Origin of the sequence: Deinococcus sonorensis KR-87, assembly GCF_040256395.1 — a bacterium.
GTDB classification, from domain to species: domain Bacteria; phylum Deinococcota; class Deinococci; order Deinococcales; family Deinococcaceae; genus Deinococcus; species Deinococcus sonorensis.
Genome location: NZ_CP158299.1, coordinates 1,888,550 through 1,904,948, shown reverse-complemented (window position 1 = coordinate 1,904,948; position 16,399 = coordinate 1,888,550). Strand labels below are relative to the sequence as shown.

General features: G+C 69.6%; 18 protein-coding genes. 6 read left to right on the top strand and 12 right to left on the bottom strand.

Going from position 1 to position 16,399, the window contains the following annotated elements; genetic code table 11:
* The first annotated feature begins 119 nt into the window (after nt 1-119).
* From ABOD76_RS14635 to ABOD76_RS14620, 4 genes are all read left to right on the top strand, one after another.
* Entirely contained in the window at nt 120-1,580 is a 1,461-nt protein-coding gene (locus ABOD76_RS14635) for an aldehyde dehydrogenase family protein (RefSeq protein ID WP_350242702.1), read from the top strand.
* Complete coding sequence (mobA, locus tag ABOD76_RS14630; protein ID WP_350242701.1) at nt 1,580-2,149, top strand: molybdenum cofactor guanylyltransferase; 570 nt, start codon at nt 1,580-1,582, stop codon at nt 2,147-2,149. The genes ABOD76_RS14635 and mobA overlap by 1 nt, the downstream gene beginning before the upstream one ends.
* An 83-nt stretch (nt 2,150-2,232) precedes the next feature.
* On the top strand, nt 2,233-2,676 hold the full coding sequence (locus ABOD76_RS14625; RefSeq protein WP_350242700.1) for a hypothetical protein: 444 nt from the start codon (nt 2,233-2,235) through the stop codon (nt 2,674-2,676).
* A 119-nt stretch (nt 2,677-2,795) separates the two neighbouring features.
* Entirely contained in the window at nt 2,796-3,464 is a 669-nt protein-coding gene (locus ABOD76_RS14620) for a hypothetical protein (RefSeq protein WP_350242699.1), read from the top strand.
* Here ABOD76_RS14620 and ABOD76_RS14615 read toward each other — a convergent pair.
* Genes ABOD76_RS14615 through tilS form a run of 3 tightly spaced genes read right to left on the bottom strand, consistent with a single transcriptional unit; the run spans nt 3,452 to nt 6,813 of the window.
* The gene (locus ABOD76_RS14615) at nt 3,452-3,859 is read right to left on the bottom strand and encodes a carboxymuconolactone decarboxylase family protein (protein ID WP_350242698.1); all 408 of its coding nucleotides are present in this window, start codon (nt 3,857-3,859) and stop codon (nt 3,452-3,454) included. The genes ABOD76_RS14620 and ABOD76_RS14615 overlap by 13 nt on opposite strands.
* Nucleotides 3,856-5,202: an HD-GYP domain-containing protein gene (locus ABOD76_RS14610; protein WP_350242697.1), complete on the bottom strand. Its 1,347-nt coding sequence runs from the start codon at nt 5,200-5,202 to the stop codon at nt 3,856-3,858. Before ABOD76_RS14610 ends, ABOD76_RS14615 begins: the two co-directional genes overlap by 4 nt.
* Nucleotides 5,203-5,211: 9 nt before the next feature.
* On the bottom strand, nt 5,212-6,813 hold the full coding sequence (gene tilS, locus ABOD76_RS14605; protein WP_350242696.1) for a tRNA lysidine(34) synthetase TilS: 1,602 nt from the start codon (nt 6,811-6,813) through the stop codon (nt 5,212-5,214).
* Nucleotides 6,814-6,895: 82 nt separating this feature from the next.
* Between tilS and ABOD76_RS14600 the strand changes: the two genes are divergently transcribed.
* The gene (locus ABOD76_RS14600) at nt 6,896-7,375 is read left to right on the top strand and encodes a peroxiredoxin (RefSeq protein ID WP_350242695.1); all 480 of its coding nucleotides are present in this window, start codon (nt 6,896-6,898) and stop codon (nt 7,373-7,375) included.
* A gap of 48 nt (nt 7,376-7,423) precedes the next feature.
* Here the strand turns inward: ABOD76_RS14600 and ABOD76_RS14595 are convergent, their stop codons facing one another.
* From ABOD76_RS14595 to trmFO, 9 genes are all read right to left on the bottom strand, one after another.
* Complete coding sequence (locus tag ABOD76_RS14595) at nt 7,424-7,957, bottom strand: hypothetical protein (protein ID WP_350242694.1); 534 nt, start codon at nt 7,955-7,957, stop codon at nt 7,424-7,426.
* Nucleotides 7,958-8,071: 114 nt separating this feature from the next.
* Nucleotides 8,072-9,208: a HAMP domain-containing protein gene (locus ABOD76_RS14590; RefSeq protein ID WP_350242693.1), complete on the bottom strand. Its 1,137-nt coding sequence runs from the start codon at nt 9,206-9,208 to the stop codon at nt 8,072-8,074.
* Between the two features lie 2 nt (nt 9,209-9,210).
* Nucleotides 9,211-9,594, bottom strand: a complete 384-nt coding sequence (locus ABOD76_RS14585; RefSeq protein ID WP_350242692.1) for a hypothetical protein — start codon at nt 9,592-9,594, stop codon at nt 9,211-9,213.
* Nucleotides 9,591-10,007, bottom strand: a complete 417-nt coding sequence (locus ABOD76_RS14580; protein ID WP_350242691.1) for a hypothetical protein — start codon at nt 10,005-10,007, stop codon at nt 9,591-9,593. The genes ABOD76_RS14585 and ABOD76_RS14580 overlap by 4 nt, the downstream gene beginning before the upstream one ends.
* Before the next feature lie 100 nt (nt 10,008-10,107).
* Nucleotides 10,108-10,932 carry a hypothetical protein gene (locus tag ABOD76_RS14575; RefSeq protein WP_350242690.1) on the bottom strand — a complete coding sequence of 275 codons (825 nt, stop codon included), beginning with the start codon at nt 10,930-10,932 and terminating at the stop codon, nt 10,108-10,110.
* A gap of 112 nt (nt 10,933-11,044) precedes the next feature.
* Nucleotides 11,045-11,665: a monothiol bacilliredoxin BrxC family protein gene (locus tag ABOD76_RS14570; protein WP_350242689.1), complete on the bottom strand. Its 621-nt coding sequence runs from the start codon at nt 11,663-11,665 to the stop codon at nt 11,045-11,047.
* A gap of 71 nt (nt 11,666-11,736) precedes the next feature.
* Nucleotides 11,737-12,681, bottom strand: a complete 945-nt coding sequence (locus tag ABOD76_RS14565; RefSeq protein ID WP_380129677.1) for a class I SAM-dependent rRNA methyltransferase — start codon at nt 12,679-12,681, stop codon at nt 11,737-11,739.
* Between the two features lie 45 nt (nt 12,682-12,726).
* Nucleotides 12,727-13,095: a hypothetical protein gene (locus ABOD76_RS14560; RefSeq protein ID WP_350242688.1), complete on the bottom strand. Its 369-nt coding sequence runs from the start codon at nt 13,093-13,095 to the stop codon at nt 12,727-12,729.
* Between the two features lie 88 nt (nt 13,096-13,183).
* Nucleotides 13,184-14,566, bottom strand: a complete 1,383-nt coding sequence (gene trmFO, locus ABOD76_RS14555; RefSeq protein ID WP_350242687.1) for a methylenetetrahydrofolate--tRNA-(uracil(54)-C(5))-methyltransferase (FADH(2)-oxidizing) TrmFO — start codon at nt 14,564-14,566, stop codon at nt 13,184-13,186.
* 403 nt (nt 14,567-14,969) lie between these two features.
* On the opposite strand from trmFO, the gene miaB reads away from it, so the two are divergent.
* Complete coding sequence (miaB, locus tag ABOD76_RS14550; RefSeq protein WP_350242686.1) at nt 14,970-16,349, top strand: tRNA (N6-isopentenyl adenosine(37)-C2)-methylthiotransferase MiaB; 1,380 nt, start codon at nt 14,970-14,972, stop codon at nt 16,347-16,349.
* Nucleotides 16,350-16,399 lie beyond the last annotated feature (50 nt).

The following is a 16,399-nucleotide window of genomic DNA, read 5'->3' as shown; positions in this document are numbered from 1 at the left end:
GCCGGGAAGGCTGGCCCGATTCAAAACGGTCCCCGTCGCAGGGACTGTCGCAAGTCATGCACAATCAAGGGGGAGTAAAGGCGCTGCCCGTCATCTGGGGGCGCTGCCCTGGAGGAGACATGTCCCACGTTCCACCCGTGATGTCCGGCCCACCCGTCCTGCCGGGTGAGCAACCCCCGGCCTGGCTGCAGGACCGCTTTGCCCTGCAGCGGGCCGCCCGCTGGACGGTGGCGCGCTCCAGCGTGGCCGAACGGCGGGCCCTGCTGCAGCGGCTGTACTCCGCCATCAAGGCGCAGCGGGGACCGCTGGCAGCCGCCCTGGCCCGTGACCTGGGCAAAAGCCGTGCGGAGGCCGAGTTGTCGGAGTTGCGACCGGTGCTGGACGAACTGCGCCACCTGCGCCACCACCTGGCCGGCTGGATGCGCCCGCAACGGGTGGCCACGCCGCCCATTCTGGCCGGCAGCCGCAGCGAGATTCAGTCTCAGCCGCAGGGGCAGGTGCTGGTGATGAGTCCCTGGAATTACCCCTTCTACCTGGCGATAATGCCGGTAGTGGGCGCGCTGGCCGCCGGCAACACCGTGATGCTCAAGCCCAGCGAGAAGGCGCCGCACACCGCACAGGCCCTGCAGCGGCTGCTGGAAGGCGTGGTGCCGCCCACGCTAGTGAGCGTGGTGCAGGGGGACGCAGCGGTGGCCCAGGCGCTGCTGGAGCTGCCCTTCGATCACTTCTTCTACACCGGTGGCGCCCGGGTGGGCCGGCTGGTGATGGAGGCCGCCGCCCGGCATCACGCGCGGGTGACGCTGGAACTCGGCGGAAAATCGCCGGCGGTGGTGGACGCCACGGCCGACCTGCCGCTGGCCGCCCGCCGCATCGCGTGGTCCAAGTTCGTGAACGCCGGGCAGACCTGCGTGGCGCCCGATTACGTGTTGGTGCACGAGTCGGTGGAGGAACAGCTGCTGTTGCAGCTGGACGGCGAGATTGGGCGGCTGTTCGGCGGCCCGGCGTGGCAGCGGCACGGTCCCGACTACGCCCGGATCGTGGACGGCCCCGCGGTGGAGCGGCTGGACCGGCTGTGCCGGGAAAGCGTGGCGCAGGGGGCACGGGTGGTCACGGGCGGCCAGTTCGACGTGGCCGGACGCTTTGTGGCGCCCACGCTGCTGGCGGACGTGCGCCCGGACATGCCGCTGATGCAGGAGGAGATCTTCGGGCCGCTGCTGCCGGTGCTGGGCTACCGCACGCTGGATCAGGCGGTGGCACAGGTGCAGGGGCAGCAGCCGCTGGCGCTGTACGTGTTCAGCCGCGACGAGGGGGCGGTGCAGCGCTTCGAGCAGGACACCACCAGCGGCGGCCTGGTGGTGAACGGCGCCCTGATTCACCTGAGCAACCCCAATCTGCCGTTCGGGGGGGTGGGGACCAGCGGTCTGGGCGGCTATCACGGGCTGCACAGCTTCCGTACCTTCAGCCATCAGCGGGCGGTGGTGCGCGAGCCGCGCGTGAGCCCGGTGGCGCTGGTGTACCCGCCCTACGGCCGGCTGGCCCACCGGCTGAGCGCCTGGGCGCTGCGGCGTCTGGGCCACTGATGGACCACGCTGGCTGCGCGGCGGCCATTACGGCGGGCGGCCAGTCGCGGCGCTACGGCAGCGACAAGGCGCTGGCCCGCTTTGAAGGCCAGACCCTGCTGGAACGGGTGGCGCTGAGCCTGGCCTGGGCCTCACCCCGGCTGCTGGTGGCGCCGCCCGGACGCTACCGGCTGGCTGGCTGGCAGGCGACCGGCGACCTGAGACCTGGGCAGGGACCGCTGGCGGGCCTGGAGGCGGCGCTGAGCGCTGCCCCGGACGGCTGGCTGGCCTTTGCGGCGGTGGACCTGCCGCACCTGACGCCCGGCTACTGGCGGACCCTGACGGAGCAGCGGCAGCCGGGCGCGCTGGCGGTGTGCGGGCAGGACGAGGCGGGCCGGTCCCAGCCGCTGGCCGCCCTCTATCACACCAGCGCTCTGCCGGTGGTGCGCCGCCTGCTGGACGCCGAGGAGCGGCGGATGTCGGCGCTGCTGGAACAGCTGCCCACCATTCAGCTGCCGTGGGCCACGCTGGCCTTCTGCGGCCCGCAGTTGTACCGGAATGCCAACCGCCCGGAAGACCTGCTCGGCTGAGCCCTGATTCTCCGAAAGGTTGCGTAAACTCCGCGTGACATGGCGGGTGGCACACTGAGCCCAGACCCTTCAGGAGGCCTTCCATGAACATGCGTGCCCGGATCATCCTGCCTGCCCTCATCCTGAGCGCCGCCGCCAGCCCGGCCGCAGCCCAGACCTTCAACGCCAGCGTGGGCGCCAGCCTGTCGAGCTACAGCAGCGGCTTTGCGCTGCACGCCGGGCTTACGGCCCGCAACGTCACCGTGCTCGCCGGCTACGGCCTGGATGCCCGGCTGTCGGCCGATCTCGGCCGCGGCACCACCCTCAACCTTGACGGCCTGCTCAACTACCCCACCACGACGCTCACCTTCTACGGCGGCCCCGGCCTGGCATTGGGATTTGGCGGTGCCAGCGGCTTCTCGGTGGCCCCGACCCTCACCGCCGGTGTGGACCTGCCGCTCAACGGTCAGCTTGGCCTGTATGCCGAAGGCGTCTACCGTTTCCCTGGGAGCGTCGGCGCCCGGGCAGGGCTGACCTACGCCTTCTGACCCGGCGGACCGTACGCAGAGCTGATGATTCAAAGCTGACGCTTAGCTGTCCGCTCCCTCAAGCATTTCAGGGAAAAGAAGATGAGAGGCTCTCATCGTCATGAGGGACAGTGACAGTCATGAAGACGCTCATTGCACTCACGGCCGCCTCGGCCCTTGCCACCGCCGGTGCTCAGGCCGTCAGCCCCAACTTCAACACCATTGACCTGGGCCTCTCGGCCGGCTACCAGGGTGGCCTCAGCGGTGGCGTGTCGGTTCACGCCCGCAACGTAATCGGGGCGTTCGGTCTGAGGATCGGTGCCGACATCACCAAGGTGAACGACGCTCTTAATGACAGTGCTGCCTTCGGCCCGACCGGCACCTGGGGAGACTACAAGAACAGCGCGAATGCCACCGAGTCGGGGCGCAGCACCACCATCGGTGTGGACGCCACCTATGAGCTGGGCGACATCGCACCTGGCATCAGTACCTACGCTTATGCGGGCCCCCGCTACAACATGTACAGCGCCACCGCTGACTTTGGCAGCAGCGGCAAGACCACTTACACCACCAACCAGCTGGGCCTTGGTGCAGGCGCGGTGGCAGGCTATGCCATCGGCAACGGCCTGACCCTGACCGGCGACCTGGGAGTGGACTATTACTTTCCCAGCAGCATCAATAGCAATGATGGCGCGGGCAACACCGACACCTTCGCCCGGGGTGAGGCGGGCTACGCCGAGGCTGACGCGCTGGTCAACCAGCCACGCACTGTGCTGAAGGCCAAGCTCGGCATCGCCTACCGCTTCTGATTTGAATGCGTCGGGGGGCCAGCCTGCGGGCTGGCCTCCTTGCTGTGTTCCAGCAGGGAGCGCAACTGCTCAAAGCCGGCCACCACCCGCGGAAAACCCAGATAGGGAATGCAGAACAGCAGCGTCTCGCGCAACTCGGCTTCAGTAGCCCCGGCCAGCAGGGCGCCGCGCAGGTGGGTCCGCAATTCGGCCGGACTGCCCAGCGACACCAGCAGCGCGCAGGCGAGCAGCTCCCGGGTCCGCAGCTCCAGGCCGGGCCGCTCGTAGACGGTGTCGTAGGCGAACTCACGGATGTAGCGGGCCAGATCCGGGTCCAGGCGGGTCAGTCGCTCAAAGATCCGGTCGTGCTGCGACCCGAACACCTGCTCGCGGGCACTTGGGGATTCATCACTCACCGCACCAGCCTCGCGTCATCCTTCTCGGCCATCATGTACAGGAAAGCGTCCACATACTGAGGATCGAACTGCCGGCCTGCCTGCAGCCGGATCTCGGCCAGCGCCCGTTCCTTGCTCCAGGCGGGCTTGTAGGGCCGCACGCTGATCAGCGCGTCATAGACGTCCACGATGCTGAACACCCGCGCCGTGGCGGGAATGTCGTGGCTGGACAGGCCGCTGGGGTAGCCGGTGCCGTCCCAACGCTCGTGGTGGTAGCGCACCAGATCCAGCGTCTCGGCCGGCAGGAAGTGCAGCTCCTGCAGCATGTCGTAGCCGAGCACGGTGTGGCGCTGCATCACCAGCCGCTCCTCCGGCAGCAGCGGGCCAGCTTTGTGCAGCACCGCGTCCGGCACGGCCAGCTTGCCCAGGTCATGCAGGTAAGCGCCCCAGCGCAGCGCCTTGACTCGGTCCTCGGTCCAGCCGAGCCGGCGGGCCAGCTGCACGCTCAGCGCCTCCACCCGGCCGGTGTGGCCGCCGGTCTCATCGTCGCGGTGCTCCAGCGCGGCGCCCAGCGACTTGAGCGTCAGCTCGTTGGCGTCGCGCAGCTCGCGGATGGCGTGCCACTGGCCCAGCGCCAGCCCCAGCAAGCGGGCAAACGACTTGACCACCGTCTCGTCGCTGCCCGCGAACGGCTGGCCCGGCCGGGCCAGCAGCAACAGCCCGATCTGCTGCTCGGACATCCCGCTGACCGGCACCACCAGATGGTGCGCCCGCTCCGGCGGAGTCAGCAGTTTCAGGGCGTGGTCGGCCACCCAGTGATCGGCGTGCACGCTGCGGCTGTCGCCGTCTTCCGGCAGGATCGGATGCTCCAGGAACGGCCGGAAGTTGCCGCGGGCGCCCATGATGTGTGGCGTGCCGCGCTTGTAGGCCACGAACGCGAGGTGCGGGGCAACTTTCAGGCGCTCCAGCGTCTCGATGCCGGCCCGGATCATGCCGTCACTGTCGCGCGCCACCGAGAGCTTGGCGCTACCCTCCTCCAGGGCTCGCATCACGTTGCGCATGCGGGCCGACTGCCGCACGCCCGTCAGGTACCAGCGGGTCAGGCCGGCCAGACCCAGCAGCGCCAGCAACACCCCCAGCCAGTCCATGACATCAAAGGGGAACCGGGCAGCCACCACCAGATAGCCGAGGCCAAAGGCCAGCGGCGGCACCAGGTACCAGCGGCCCCCCAGCGGCCACACCACCGAGGCCAGCAGGAGCGCCGCGCCGCACAACACCAGCGCCTGACCGGACAGGGCCGCCAGCACCAGCCCGATGAAAATCAGGCCGCCCAGCACCAGGCGGACGGGTTGCGGGAGGGACACCCGATCAGTCTAGTACGTTCCGGCGCGCCATGATTGAAAACTCTGGCGAAGCAGCCGCCGCGCCTCGCTGGCCCGCACGCCGCCCACCACCTGAAGCCGGTGACCCCAGCGGAACTCCAGCAGGTCCTGGACGCCGCCCAGCGCGCCTGCACGGGGGTTGGCCGCGCCGTAGACTACCCGGTCCACCCGCGCCTCCAGCGCCGCGCCCAAGCACATCGGACACGGCTCCAGCGTCACCACCAGCGTGCAGCCGTTCAGGTACGGCCCCACCACCTGCGTTGCCTGCCGCAGCGCCTCCAGCTCGGCGTGGCGAGTCATGTCCCGGTCGGCACGGCTGGTGTTGGACCCGCGCCCCACCACCCGCTCGCCCTGCAGCACCACCGCCCCCACCGGCACCTCCTGGCGGGCGGCGGCCTCGTGGGCGAGCCGCAGTGCCTCCCCCATCGCCTCATGCCAGGGGTCCGGGGCCGCCCCGACCAGTTCACGCGCGCCAACCGCCCAGAGGGCCGGCTGCAGCCCCACCCACTGTACCTGCGCGCCGTCCGTGCCCTCCTGCACCGCCAGCCACACCCGGTCGCGCTCACTTCTCGGCACCTTGCGATCCGTCAGCACGTCACTGAGCTTGCGGGTACCGCCCGGCAGCCGCACACGGTCGCCTGGCTGGCGGTGGCGCAGGGTCCAGCCGTCCGGCACCGCGAACTCCGGCTCGGGCCAGATCAGGGTGTCCAGCTGCAGCCGGCCCGCAGTGACCGTGACGGACTGTGCTCCCGGCAGGTCCAGATGGTGGGTCTGCCGGTCCTGCATGCCGCCGGCCACCTGCAGCAAATGCTCCAGGCGCGGCTCCAGCCCTGCCACCCGCAGCTGCTGACGCGCCGCCCGGCGCAGCACCGCCAACGGGAGGCGGCCCACGTCGGCGTGGCTGGTCAGGCGGGCCGCCCAGCCGTCCAGCGCCTCGTCGTCCTGCGCTTGCAGGGTGGCCAGCCGCGCCAGCCGCGCCTCCAGCCCCGGAAAGCGGCTGGACAGCAGCGGCAGCACCTCCAGCCGCAGCCAGTTGCGGGTCAGGCCCTGATCCTGATTGCTGGGGTCCTCCTGCCAGGACTGGCCCAGCTCGCCCAGCAGCCGCTCGATGTCGGGACGCGCCACCTCCAGCCAGGGCCGCCGCACATGGCCGCGCTCCGCCGGAATCCCGTTCAGCACCGCTTCACCGCGCAGCAGCTGCCACAGCACCGTCTCCGCCTGGTCGCGGCGGGTGTGAGCGGTCAGGATCGTCTGCAGGCTCGCCTGCCGCGCCGCCCGGGTCAGGAAATTGTAGCGCAGCCGGCGCGCCGCGTCCTCCAGATTCCAGCCGCGCTGGGCCGCGACACGGCGCACGTCAGCCCCTCCCAGCTGCAGCGGAACGCCCAGGTCCTGGGCCAACTGCTGCACGAAGCGGGCATCCTGCGTGGAGCCGGCGCGCAGCTGATGGTCGAAGTGCGCAGCCGTGGGCTGCGCTCCGGCCAGCAGCAGCGCTCGCAGCAGCGCCACCGAGTCGGCGCCGCCCGACACCGCCACCAGCACACGCTGGCCGTGGTACGCGCGCAACGGCCGGTGCAGCGGTTCGGGCAGCGTCATGGCCGCATTCTGCCGTGTCGGGCGCGCCGAGGCCAGCGCAGCGCGCCGGTCCGGAAGGCGGAAACCCGCTACAATGCCCGCCATGACGCCACGGACCGGCAGCGCCGCTCCACTCTTCGAGGCGCGCAGCGACGACGGCCGGCTGATCCGCCTGGCCGACCTGCGCGGCCGCTGGGTGGTGCTGTACTTCTATCCGCGCGCCCTGACGCCCGGCTGCAGCCTGGAAGCGCGGCAGTTCGAGCAGGCGCTGCCGCAGTTTCAGCAGCTGGGGGCCGAGGTGATCGGCGTCAGCAGCGACACCGAGGCGCGGCAGGCGCAGTTCCGGGACCGCTGCGGGCTGAGTTTTCCGCTGCTGCCCGACAGTGACCAGCGGATCGTGCGGCTGTACGGCGTGCAGCGCTGGTGGCCACCCCTGGCCCGGCGTCAGACGTTCGTGATCGATCCGGCGGGCCTGGTGGCGCACTGCTGGCGCTCGGTGGACCCGGCCCGACATGCCGGTGAGGTGCTCACCTGGCTGCAGCACGCGCGGCAGCCGGCCTGGGTGCAACCCAGCGGCAGTTGAAGCGGGGGCGGGAGCCACAGCCCCTGCCCCCGCCCGAACACGCCCAGCCTAGAACTGGACCGTGGCCTTCGCGTCGCTGATGGTGACCGTGTCGCCCTGGAAGGTGTTGCCGGACGTCACCTTGATGCCGAAGTAGGCGGACTTGTTCTTCGCCGCCGCGTTGAGGGCCGCGCCCGCGAGGTGCAGCGCCATCTTCTGACCCTTGATGATCTGCAGGTCCTGCACCTTGTGGGCGCTCTCGTCGCCGCTGCACACCGCGTAGTTGCTGTTGATGGTGCAGCCGTCCAGCGCGTTGGCCGAGCCGCTGGCGGTCCGCACATAGATGGTCAGCGTCTGCAGGTCGCCCACGCCCACAAACAGGGCCTGGCCGTCAATGGTGAGCGAGCTGGCGTTCTTCAGCACATCCGCCACCTTGGCGAACTGATTTTCGTTGAGGTACAGCACGCCCGACGCCAGGCTGAAGGCGGTGGGCATGGTCAGCGTGATCGGGTCCAGGGTGCGGGTGACCGGCGGCAGGATGCCGGTGCCGCAGGCGGTGAGGGCCAGCACGCCCAGCAGCGGCAGCGAAAGCAGCTTCTTCATGGGCGCATGATGTCACGCCACTCCTGACGCCTGCCTTACGTGTTCGCAGGGCCGCGGCACAGAACAGCCCCGGCCACGCCTGAGGCGTGGCCGGGGCCGGCGGGTGCACTCGGGTCAGCGGGCGCGGCGGCGGCGCAGACGCTCCATGGCGGCTTCCAGCGACAGACGCATACGCTCCAGCGCCTCGGCCAGGTCGCCGATCTCGTCGTTGCGCTCCGGACGCACCGGACGCTCCAGGTCGCCCATGCTGATCGCGTCGGCGGCCTTCACCAGACGCTCGATCGGCTCCACGATCCGGCGGGCGGTGCGGGCGGCCATCAGCGCCGCCACCACGAAGAACAGCAGCGACAGCGAGAAGATCACCAGCAGGTTGCGGCGCAGCGCGGTCTGGGCGTCGTTGCTCGGCACACCGACCGCGATGTTGTACAGCAGGTTGCTGGCCTGCAGGTCCTGCGGCTCACCGATCACGCGGTCCCCCTGCTGGCTGGACGACACCCCGATGCGCGACAGCACGTATGTGGTGGTGCTGGAGCGCTGGTTGGCCGGTTCCGCGATGGCCTTCCGCAGCGAGTTGGCCTGCTCGGAGCTGGTGGCGCCCACCTGCTCAAGCAGTCCCAGCTGGTAGCGGTAGGCGTCGGCCGCGCTGCCCTTCTGCACGAAGCTGGAGCTGCCCGGGTGGCCCTGCACCCAGTTGGCCACCTTCACCGACAGCGGGCCGTCGGTGTCGGGCGTCTTACTGCGGAAGAAGGTGGTGCCGTCCGGCAGCTCCACCTGCACGAAGCCCACGGTACTGCGCTTGAGCAGCGTGTCGATCTGCGCGTACACGGTGTTCTGGTCGGAGGTGTCGAGGTTGCTGGCCACGGCCACCGCCACCGCCTGGGCGTTCTGGCTCAGCAGGGTGCGCTGCAGGCGCGGCTCGGTCACGAACACGGTCACGACCGTGGCCACGGTGGCCAGCAGCAGCGGCAGCAGGGCCGCCGTCAGCACGCTGCGCGACAGGCTGGAGCGGCGGCGCTCGACGCGCTCCTCGGCAGCCTCCACACTCACCACATTGGCTTCCGGCTCCGGCTCGCTCACCGAGGTGGTGGAGCTGCTGGCCAGCGAACCGGTGAAGTCGGCCCAGGCATCCTCGGCCGACGGCGCGGCCGGGATGACCGGCGCGGGCTCCACCGGGGCAATCACGGTGGTCAGCAGGTCCGGCATGGCGACCTGCCCCAGCATCGGGACCGGTGCCAGCGCCGCCGGCTGCACGGTCAGGTCGTCCAGCGGGGGGGAACGACTGCCACCGCGCCGCCCGCATAGGCAGCGGCGCCGCTCACCGGCAGCGGCCCGGTCGCCGCATAATCGTTGCCCGCCGGCCCGACCAGACCCGGACGCTCTCCGGCGTACGGATCGGCCAGCACGGTGGTGTCCTCGCGCACCTCTTCCAGCGACACCTGCGCGCCGACCGACTGGTAAATGGCCAGCAGACGGTCCGCGCGGCGGCGGGTGTTGGGCTTCATCAGGCGGCCGCTGCGACGGGCGGCAAGGCGGCTGGCCTGCTCAGGGCTGAGCTCGAACTGGGCGATCAGCGCGCTGATCAGATCGGCCTGCACGGTTTCAGGAACGGGCTGACGGATAACGACGGTGTACTTCATGCGATTCCCCTCATGCGGAGCTGGCGTAAGAACGCCTGGCGATTCGTATCGTTGAGTTCTGCGTTGAGTGCCCCGATCAGCCGGGTCAGGGTGGCCTGCTCGCCCACGTCATCCAGGGCGTCGTCCATCATCATCCGCCCCATCGGTCCCACCACAGCATTCAGGCACTGGGTCAGCAGCTGCAGGCCCTCTTCATTGATCGGGCGTTCGCGCTGCGCCGCCCGCTCCAGATGCTGCTCGACCGTATGCACCACCTGTTTGATCTGCGGCTCGGGCATCCCCAGCGTGGCCGCCAGTTTGCTGACGTGCTGCCGCCCATCCACGACGTCCAGCACGCGCCACATTGCGAAGGGCAACAGCGTCTGATCGCTCAGCCCGACCGGCCAGCTGGGGTACTCAAGATTTGCCGTCATCCTCTGCCCTCGTGCTCGTGTGTCGCCATTTGACTTCAGCTTGTCATAGGGTTTCGCACATCAATGTCACACGTCCTGGGCCAGCCCACCTGTTAACGGCTCAGAGCGGTAAGTCGGCCAACCCAGCGGCCTCAAACAGCCGGTGCTGACGCAGATCGGCCACGGCTGCGCTGCGCTGGGCGGCCGGGAGCGGCAGCAGCATCGGCAGCACGTCACGCAGCGCGGCCTGCACTTCCTCCATCGGCACGTCCGGGTGCAGCCGCAGCTGCGATCCCTCCAGCCAGACTTCCCGAGCGAACGGGTCCAGGCAGGGGTGCTCGTCGGCCAGCGCCGTCACGGCCGTGCGCCAGTTCGTCTCCAGCGGCACGCGGGTCGCCAGGGTCGCCAGCACCTCGCTCCAGAACTGGGTCAGTTCCTCCAGACCGAACTGCACCTGCTGCGCCACCGTCTGCACCGGCTCGTTGGGTGCCGGCAGCGTGCCGCCCAGCAGGCGGCCGTCGTCCCAGAAGCTGCAGGCCCCGCCCGCCGACAGCAACACGCCCCGGTAGCGCCGGCCCGCCAGCAGGTCGCGGGCTTCCGGCCACGGCACCTGCACGTCGGTAAAGGTGCCGTGGCGGCACTCCCAGACCAGCTCTGCCAGCACCGGCTCCAGCTGATACAGGCTGACGCTGCCCCGGGGAAGCAGCGCCGGCAGCGCCGCCAGTTCCGGCAGGTCACCGCGCCCGCTCAGGTAGGCGCCCCGCACCTCTCCCCCATTCCAGATGTAGCGCCCCAGCTGATCGCCGTCGCGCACATCCAGCACGCCGGCCAGCTGCGTGCGGCTGGCCAGGTCCAGGTAGACCTCGCTCCAGGGATAGTGATCGGTGGAGAGGTCGGCGTAGACGGTTCGCTCAGGCGCCAGGGCCAGCCAGTCATGAGAGAGCATGAGGAAAAGCATAACCCGTGCGTGTCCGCGGCGCTGCAAAGAATTCCGCACTGTAACACGCAACAGCAACGCCGCCCCCGGCCATTGCCAGGGGCGGCGGGATGCAGAGGGCTTACAGCTGCGCCAGCAGGTCCTGGACCCGGGCCTTCAAGTCGCCGCGCTGCTGCGGGGCACCCAGCTGGTGCAGGCCACCGTGGTAGGCATCCGGGTCGCCGAACAGCCGCGACAGCAGCTCGAACTCACGCTGGCTGCGCAGCGAGGCGTCGTCGCGGAACATGTTCACGTACAACTCCTGGAACTGCCAGTCGGGCAGCTGGCCGTCGATGTACTGGCGCATCAGCTGGCGGTACGGCTCCACATTGCCGTCCCCGGCCACCTGCGCGGCCTCCTGACGGGCCGGCACGTATTGCTCGAACACCGGCTCCAGCGCCTCGGGGGTGATGTCCCAGTTGTCCACGTCGAAGACCGGCTCGCCGTCCTTGAACATGATCAGCTGCGGGCTCTGGTGCTGGATGCCGGTGCGGGCCGCCACGTGGTTGGAGGCGGGGCGCCAGTCCACCACCCGGATGAAGCCGACCGGCAGCTCGTGGTCCTTCAGGAAGGTTTCCAGCACCCCGAAACCCTGCATGGTCTTGTGGCAGGTACCGGCCTTGAACACGCCGGCCAGCGGGTACTGCGACAGAAAGGTCTCGACCTCGTCGGGCGTCGTCAGCGGGATCAGCACTTGGCTCATGCCGTGCAGTGTAGCCCGCCGCGCCACGGCCAAAGGTGATTCCCGCTTTAAAAAGTGAAGCGTGCGGCGGGTCAGCCGAGCACCAGCACCTTGAGATGATCGGCGCCCGGATAGTCCTCGCCCGGCCCCAGCTGGACCTGAACCCGCAGCCGCGGCGCCCCGTCCTGCAGCATCCGCTGGAAGGCGGCCCGGCTGACCCCGGCGTGGTTATTGAGGGCCAGCAGCCGGCCTCCCGGCGCCAGCAGCGCCGCTGCCAGCCGGGCCAGCCGGGCGTAGTCGCGCTCGGAACGCCAGACCCCGGCGCGGCTGCGGGCGAAGGCGGGCGGGTCCAGAATCAGCAGCTCAAACTGCTGGCCCTGCCGCTCGAAGCGCGCCATCCAGTCAAAGACGTCGCCATAGATGAAGTCAGTGTCCGGGTGGGGCAGGCCGGACAGCCCATAGTTCTGCTGACCCCAGGCCAGCACCTTGCGCGAGAGGTCCAGGTTCTTGACCACCTCCGCGCCGCCGAGCCGGGCATTCAGCCCGAAGCCGCAGGTGTACGCGAACGTGTTCAGCACCCGGCCGCCGGGCGGCGCATGCTCGCGCACCCACTGGCGGGCGGGGCGCGCGTCGGTGAACAGGCCAGTGCTCAGGTCACTGCCGGGCCGGATCAGGTACGGGACGCCCTGTTCCAGCGCGGTCAGTTCCGGCTGCGCCTCGCCCCACACCGGCCCGGGTGGCGCCAGCTGCTCACGCTGCACGTTGGCCAGATGCCGCGCTTCCTGCGGGCGGCGTTTCAGGTACACGGCCCTCAACGGCAGCGCCTGGGCGCAGGCCGCCGCGAGCTGCTGTTCCTGGGCGGGAAGCAGTTCGCGGTACAGGTTCAGGATGCCCACCTCACCGGCCCGGTCCAGGGCATACACGCCCTCCGTCTCGGTGGTGTGAACCGCGCGGTACAGCGTGGTGCCGGACGCAGCCAGCCCCGCCCGACGCTGCACCGCGCGGGCGAGGCCAGCCGTCAGGTCAGGCAGGGTCACGCGCGCCAGTGTAGCGCCTGGCGCTCAGCCGGCACCCCGTTCAGGTCAGTACGCCACGCCGCCGCGCTTGATGGCAAAGCCGTTGTCCGAGAACTGGACCTGGATGGTGCGGCCATCGGCCGTGAAGTTCAGGCCGGAGTTCTGGGAGAAGGTGCTGGCACTGACGCAGGTGGCCTGCAGCCGGTAGCTGGTGCCCTTCTTGAAATGGACCTCGGCGCCCTTCTGGATCTTGGACTTGCCATCCGGGGTGAGGTACAGCTCCGAGAGGCTCTTGCCTCCCTGAGAGATCATGACCTTGACCGCCAGGCACGGCGACGGTGCCCCGGAGACCAGCAAGGTATCCATGCTCATGCTTCCTGCCTGCGCCACGCCGACCATCAAGAGTCCCACCACTGCCTTGCCCGTATTGTTCATTTGCTTCAGTTTAAGCAGACGTTCATACAGAATCATGACCACTTTACCCGGTCGGTCGGCAGATGAAGGTGGAGCGCTGACCGCTGCTTCAGGGCGCTGCGACGGCCTCCAGCGACTCGGGAGCCGGGTCGGGCACGTCCTGCACCTGCAGGCCCGCTCCACGCGCCCAGGCACAGAAGGCGTCCAGTCCACGTCGGAACATCACCGGCCGCTTCTCCCGCTTGCCGAGCTTCCGGCGCCCCTCCGGCACCGGCACTTCCGGTACCAGCGCCCAGTTGACGTTCATCGGCTGGAAGCCGTCCGGGTTCGCGCTGGCGAGGTAGCGCACCAGGCCGCCCAGCATGCTCTCCTGCGGCGGCACCAGCGGCTCCTGTCCCAGCGCGATCCGCGCGGCGTTGGTGCCGGCCAGCCAGCCGGTCGCGGCCGACTCCAGGTAGCCCTCGGTGCCGGCCAGCACGCCCGCCACCAGCTTCTGCGGATCGGCATTCAGCTGCAGCGCGGCATTCAGGACGCGCGGCGCGTTGAGGTAGGTGTTGCGGTGCATCACCCCGTAGCGCACGATCTCGGCATTCTCCAGCCCCGGAATCAGCTGCACGACCGCCTTCTGGTCGCCCCACTTCAGGCCGGTCTGGAAGCCCACCAGCGACCACATCCGGCCCTCCTGGTCCTCCTGACGCAACTGCGCGACCGCGTAGGGCCAGCGGCCGGTGCGCGGGTCGGTCAGGCCACGTGGCTTCATCGGGCCGAAGCGCGGGGTGTCCGGGCCACGCCGGGCGATCTCCTCGATCGGCATACAGCCCTCGAAGAATTCCAGTTGCTCCCAGTCGTGGGGCGTATGGCTGCGCGCCTGTTCCAGCGCTGTATAGAAGGCCTCGTACTGCTCCCGGTTCATGGGGCAGTTCAGGTAGTCGGCCGACTGGTCATAGCGCCCGGCCCGGAAGACCACGTCCATGTCGATGCTCTCGAAGGCGATCACCGGCGCCGCCGCGTCGTAGAAGGCCAGCTGCTCGCCGCCGGTCAGCTGCACCAGCCGCTCGGCCAGGGCGGGCGAGGTGAGCGGCCCGGTGGCCAGCACCGCCACCCCGTCCGGCAGCTCGGTCAGCTCCTCATCGCGCACGGTGATGTTGGGGTGCGCCCGCACGGCGGCGGTGACGCGGGCGCTGAATCCCTCCCGCTCCACCGCCAGCGCGTTGCCAGCCGGCAGGCGGTTGTGGTCGGCGCTGTCCAGGATGGCGCTGGACACCCGGCGCATTTCGGCCTGCAGCAGCCCCTTGGCCTGCAGGGCACCCTCGCCGCCCAGCGAGTTGCTGCACACCAGTTCGGCAAACCCGCCGGTGCGGTGAGCGGGCGTCATACGGGCGGGGCGCATTTCGTACAGCGTCACCTGCACGCCCAGACGGGCAGCGGCCAGCGCCGCCTCGGACCCGGCCAGCCCGGCACCGACCACTGTGATATGAGGAGAAGACGTCATCGCGCTTCAGTGTAGACGGGCGTTCCCCGAACGTTCGTAACTCATGACCGCGAGGAGAATACGCCCGGCTCCAGCGGTTGAAGGTGGGCACGGGGTCCGGCTGCATCGCCGCGTCCGTCAAGAAGGCACGTGACCGCCGGACGGTGCGAACGGGAATCACGATCAGGACCAGCAGCGGGCCGTTGGTGAACTTCAGGCTGCGTTCTGGCCGCGCAGCAACCTGACAGCGGCTCAGGCAGTCGGACCAATCTGGCTCAGTTGCCAGCACTCCTCACTGATCCATCCCGGCAGGTTTCCCGGGCTGACCACCACCCCCGGCTCCGGCGGCGCTACACTGCCGCAAGCGCCGGCCCTGCCGGACGACGCGGCCCCGGGATCCCCCCGGTCAGCCCCTGGAGGACACATGAAAGCGACCGTCATGACCTATGGCTGTCAGATGAATGAATACGACACCCATCTGGTGGAGAGCCAGTTGGTGTCACTGGGCGCCGATCTGGTGGACAGCATTGAAGAGGCCGATTTCGTGCTGATCAACACCTGCGCGGTGCGCGGCAAGCCGGTGGACAAGGTGCGCAGCGTGCTGGGCGACCTGAGAAAGCAGAAGGCGCAGCGCGGCCTGGTGGTGGGCATGATGGGCTGCCTGGCGCAGCTGGAAGAGGGCCAGCAGATCGCCCGCAAATTCGAGGTGGACGTGCTGCTGGGGCCGGGTAGCCTGCTGGACATCGGTAAGGCGCTGGAGAGCAACGAGCGCTTCTGGGGCCTGCAGTTCAAGGACGAGCTGCACGACCACATCCCGCCCGCGCCGCAGGGCAAGCTGCAGGCGCACCTGACCATCATGCGTGGCTGCGACCACCACTGCACCTACTGCATCGTGCCCACCACCCGCGGCCCGCAGGTCAGTCGCACGCCGGACAGCATCCTGCGGGAACTGGACGGACTGCTGGCCGCCGGCGTTCGGGAGGTCACGCTGCTGGGGCAGAACGTGAACGCCTACGGCATCGATCAGGGGGCGCGGGTCGCGGGCATTCCCAGCTTCGCCGAGCTGCTGCGGCTGGTGGGCCAGAGCGGCATCGAGCGCATCAAGTTCACCACCAGCCACCCGATGAACTTCACCGAGGACGTGGCGCTGGCGATGGCCGAGACGCCCGCCGTCTGCGAATTCGTGCACCTGCCGGTGCAGAGCGGGAGCAACGCGGTGCTGCGGCGCATGGCCCGGGAGTACACCCGCGAGCGGTACCTGGAGCACATCGCGGCCATCCGGCGGCACCTGCCGGACGTGGTGCTGGCGACCGACATCATCGTGGGCTTTCCCGGCGAGACCGAAGCGGACTTTCAGCAGACGCTGGACCTGTACGACGAGGTGGGCTACGACTCGGCCTACATGTTCATCTACAGCGCCCGGCCCGGCACGCCCAGCTACCGGCACTTCGCGGACCTGCCGCGCGAGGTCAAGACCGAGCGGCTGCAGCGCCTGATCGCGCGCCAGAAAGAGTGGAGCCAGCGCCGCAACGCCGCGAAGGTGGGCACGGTCCAGCAGGTGCTGCTGCGCGGCGACGCTTTCGAACCTGGGTTTCTGGAGGGGCACAGCCGGGGCAACCATCCGGTGGTGGTGCCCAAGGCGCTGGGCGCGGACCGGGCCGGCATCTATCCGGTCCACATCGGGCACGCCACGCCGCACATGCTCTACGGCGCGGTCCTGGGCGCCGACGGGCAGCCGCTGCCGGAGCTGCCGCGCCTGACGCCCGAAGCGGCGGCCCTCAGCGCGCCGCTGGCGATGCTCTAGACTGTAGGGTACAGACCAGTCGGGCCCGGCCCACCGGCGATCTTCAAGCT

Bases quoted from the DNA above. Each gene is read 5' to 3' on its own strand.
- mobA (WP_350242701.1), top strand. From the start codon at position 1,580: ATGGACCACGCTGGCTGCGCGGCGGCCATTACGGCGGGCGGCCAGTCG.
- tilS (WP_350242696.1), bottom strand. From the start codon at position 6,813: ATGACGCTGCCCGAACCGCTGCACCGGCCGTTGCGCGCGTACCACGGC.
- ABOD76_RS14585 (WP_350242692.1), bottom strand. From the start codon at position 9,594: ATGAAGTACACCGTCGTTATCCGTCAGCCCGTTCCTGAAACCGTGCAG.
- miaB (WP_350242686.1), top strand. From the start codon at position 14,970: ATGAAAGCGACCGTCATGACCTATGGCTGTCAGATGAATGAATACGAC.
- ABOD76_RS14570 (WP_350242689.1), bottom strand. From the start codon at position 11,665: ATGAGCCAAGTGCTGATCCCGCTGACGACGCCCGACGAGGTCGAGACC.
- ABOD76_RS14560 (WP_350242688.1), bottom strand. From the start codon at position 13,095: ATGAACAATACGGGCAAGGCAGTGGTGGGACTCTTGATGGTCGGCGTG.
- trmFO (WP_350242687.1), bottom strand. From the start codon at position 14,566: ATGACGTCTTCTCCTCATATCACAGTGGTCGGTGCCGGGCTGGCCGGG.
- ABOD76_RS14625 (WP_350242700.1), top strand. From the start codon at position 2,233: ATGAACATGCGTGCCCGGATCATCCTGCCTGCCCTCATCCTGAGCGCC.
- ABOD76_RS14580 (WP_350242691.1), bottom strand. From the start codon at position 10,007: ATGACGGCAAATCTTGAGTACCCCAGCTGGCCGGTCGGGCTGAGCGAT.
- ABOD76_RS14620 (WP_350242699.1), top strand. From the start codon at position 2,796: ATGAAGACGCTCATTGCACTCACGGCCGCCTCGGCCCTTGCCACCGCC.
- ABOD76_RS14635 (WP_350242702.1), top strand. From the start codon at position 120: ATGTCCCACGTTCCACCCGTGATGTCCGGCCCACCCGTCCTGCCGGGT.
- ABOD76_RS14600 (WP_350242695.1), top strand. From the start codon at position 6,896: ATGACGCCACGGACCGGCAGCGCCGCTCCACTCTTCGAGGCGCGCAGC.
- ABOD76_RS14595 (WP_350242694.1), bottom strand. From the start codon at position 7,957: ATGAAGAAGCTGCTTTCGCTGCCGCTGCTGGGCGTGCTGGCCCTCACC.
- ABOD76_RS14575 (WP_350242690.1), bottom strand. From the start codon at position 10,932: ATGCTCTCTCATGACTGGCTGGCCCTGGCGCCTGAGCGAACCGTCTAC.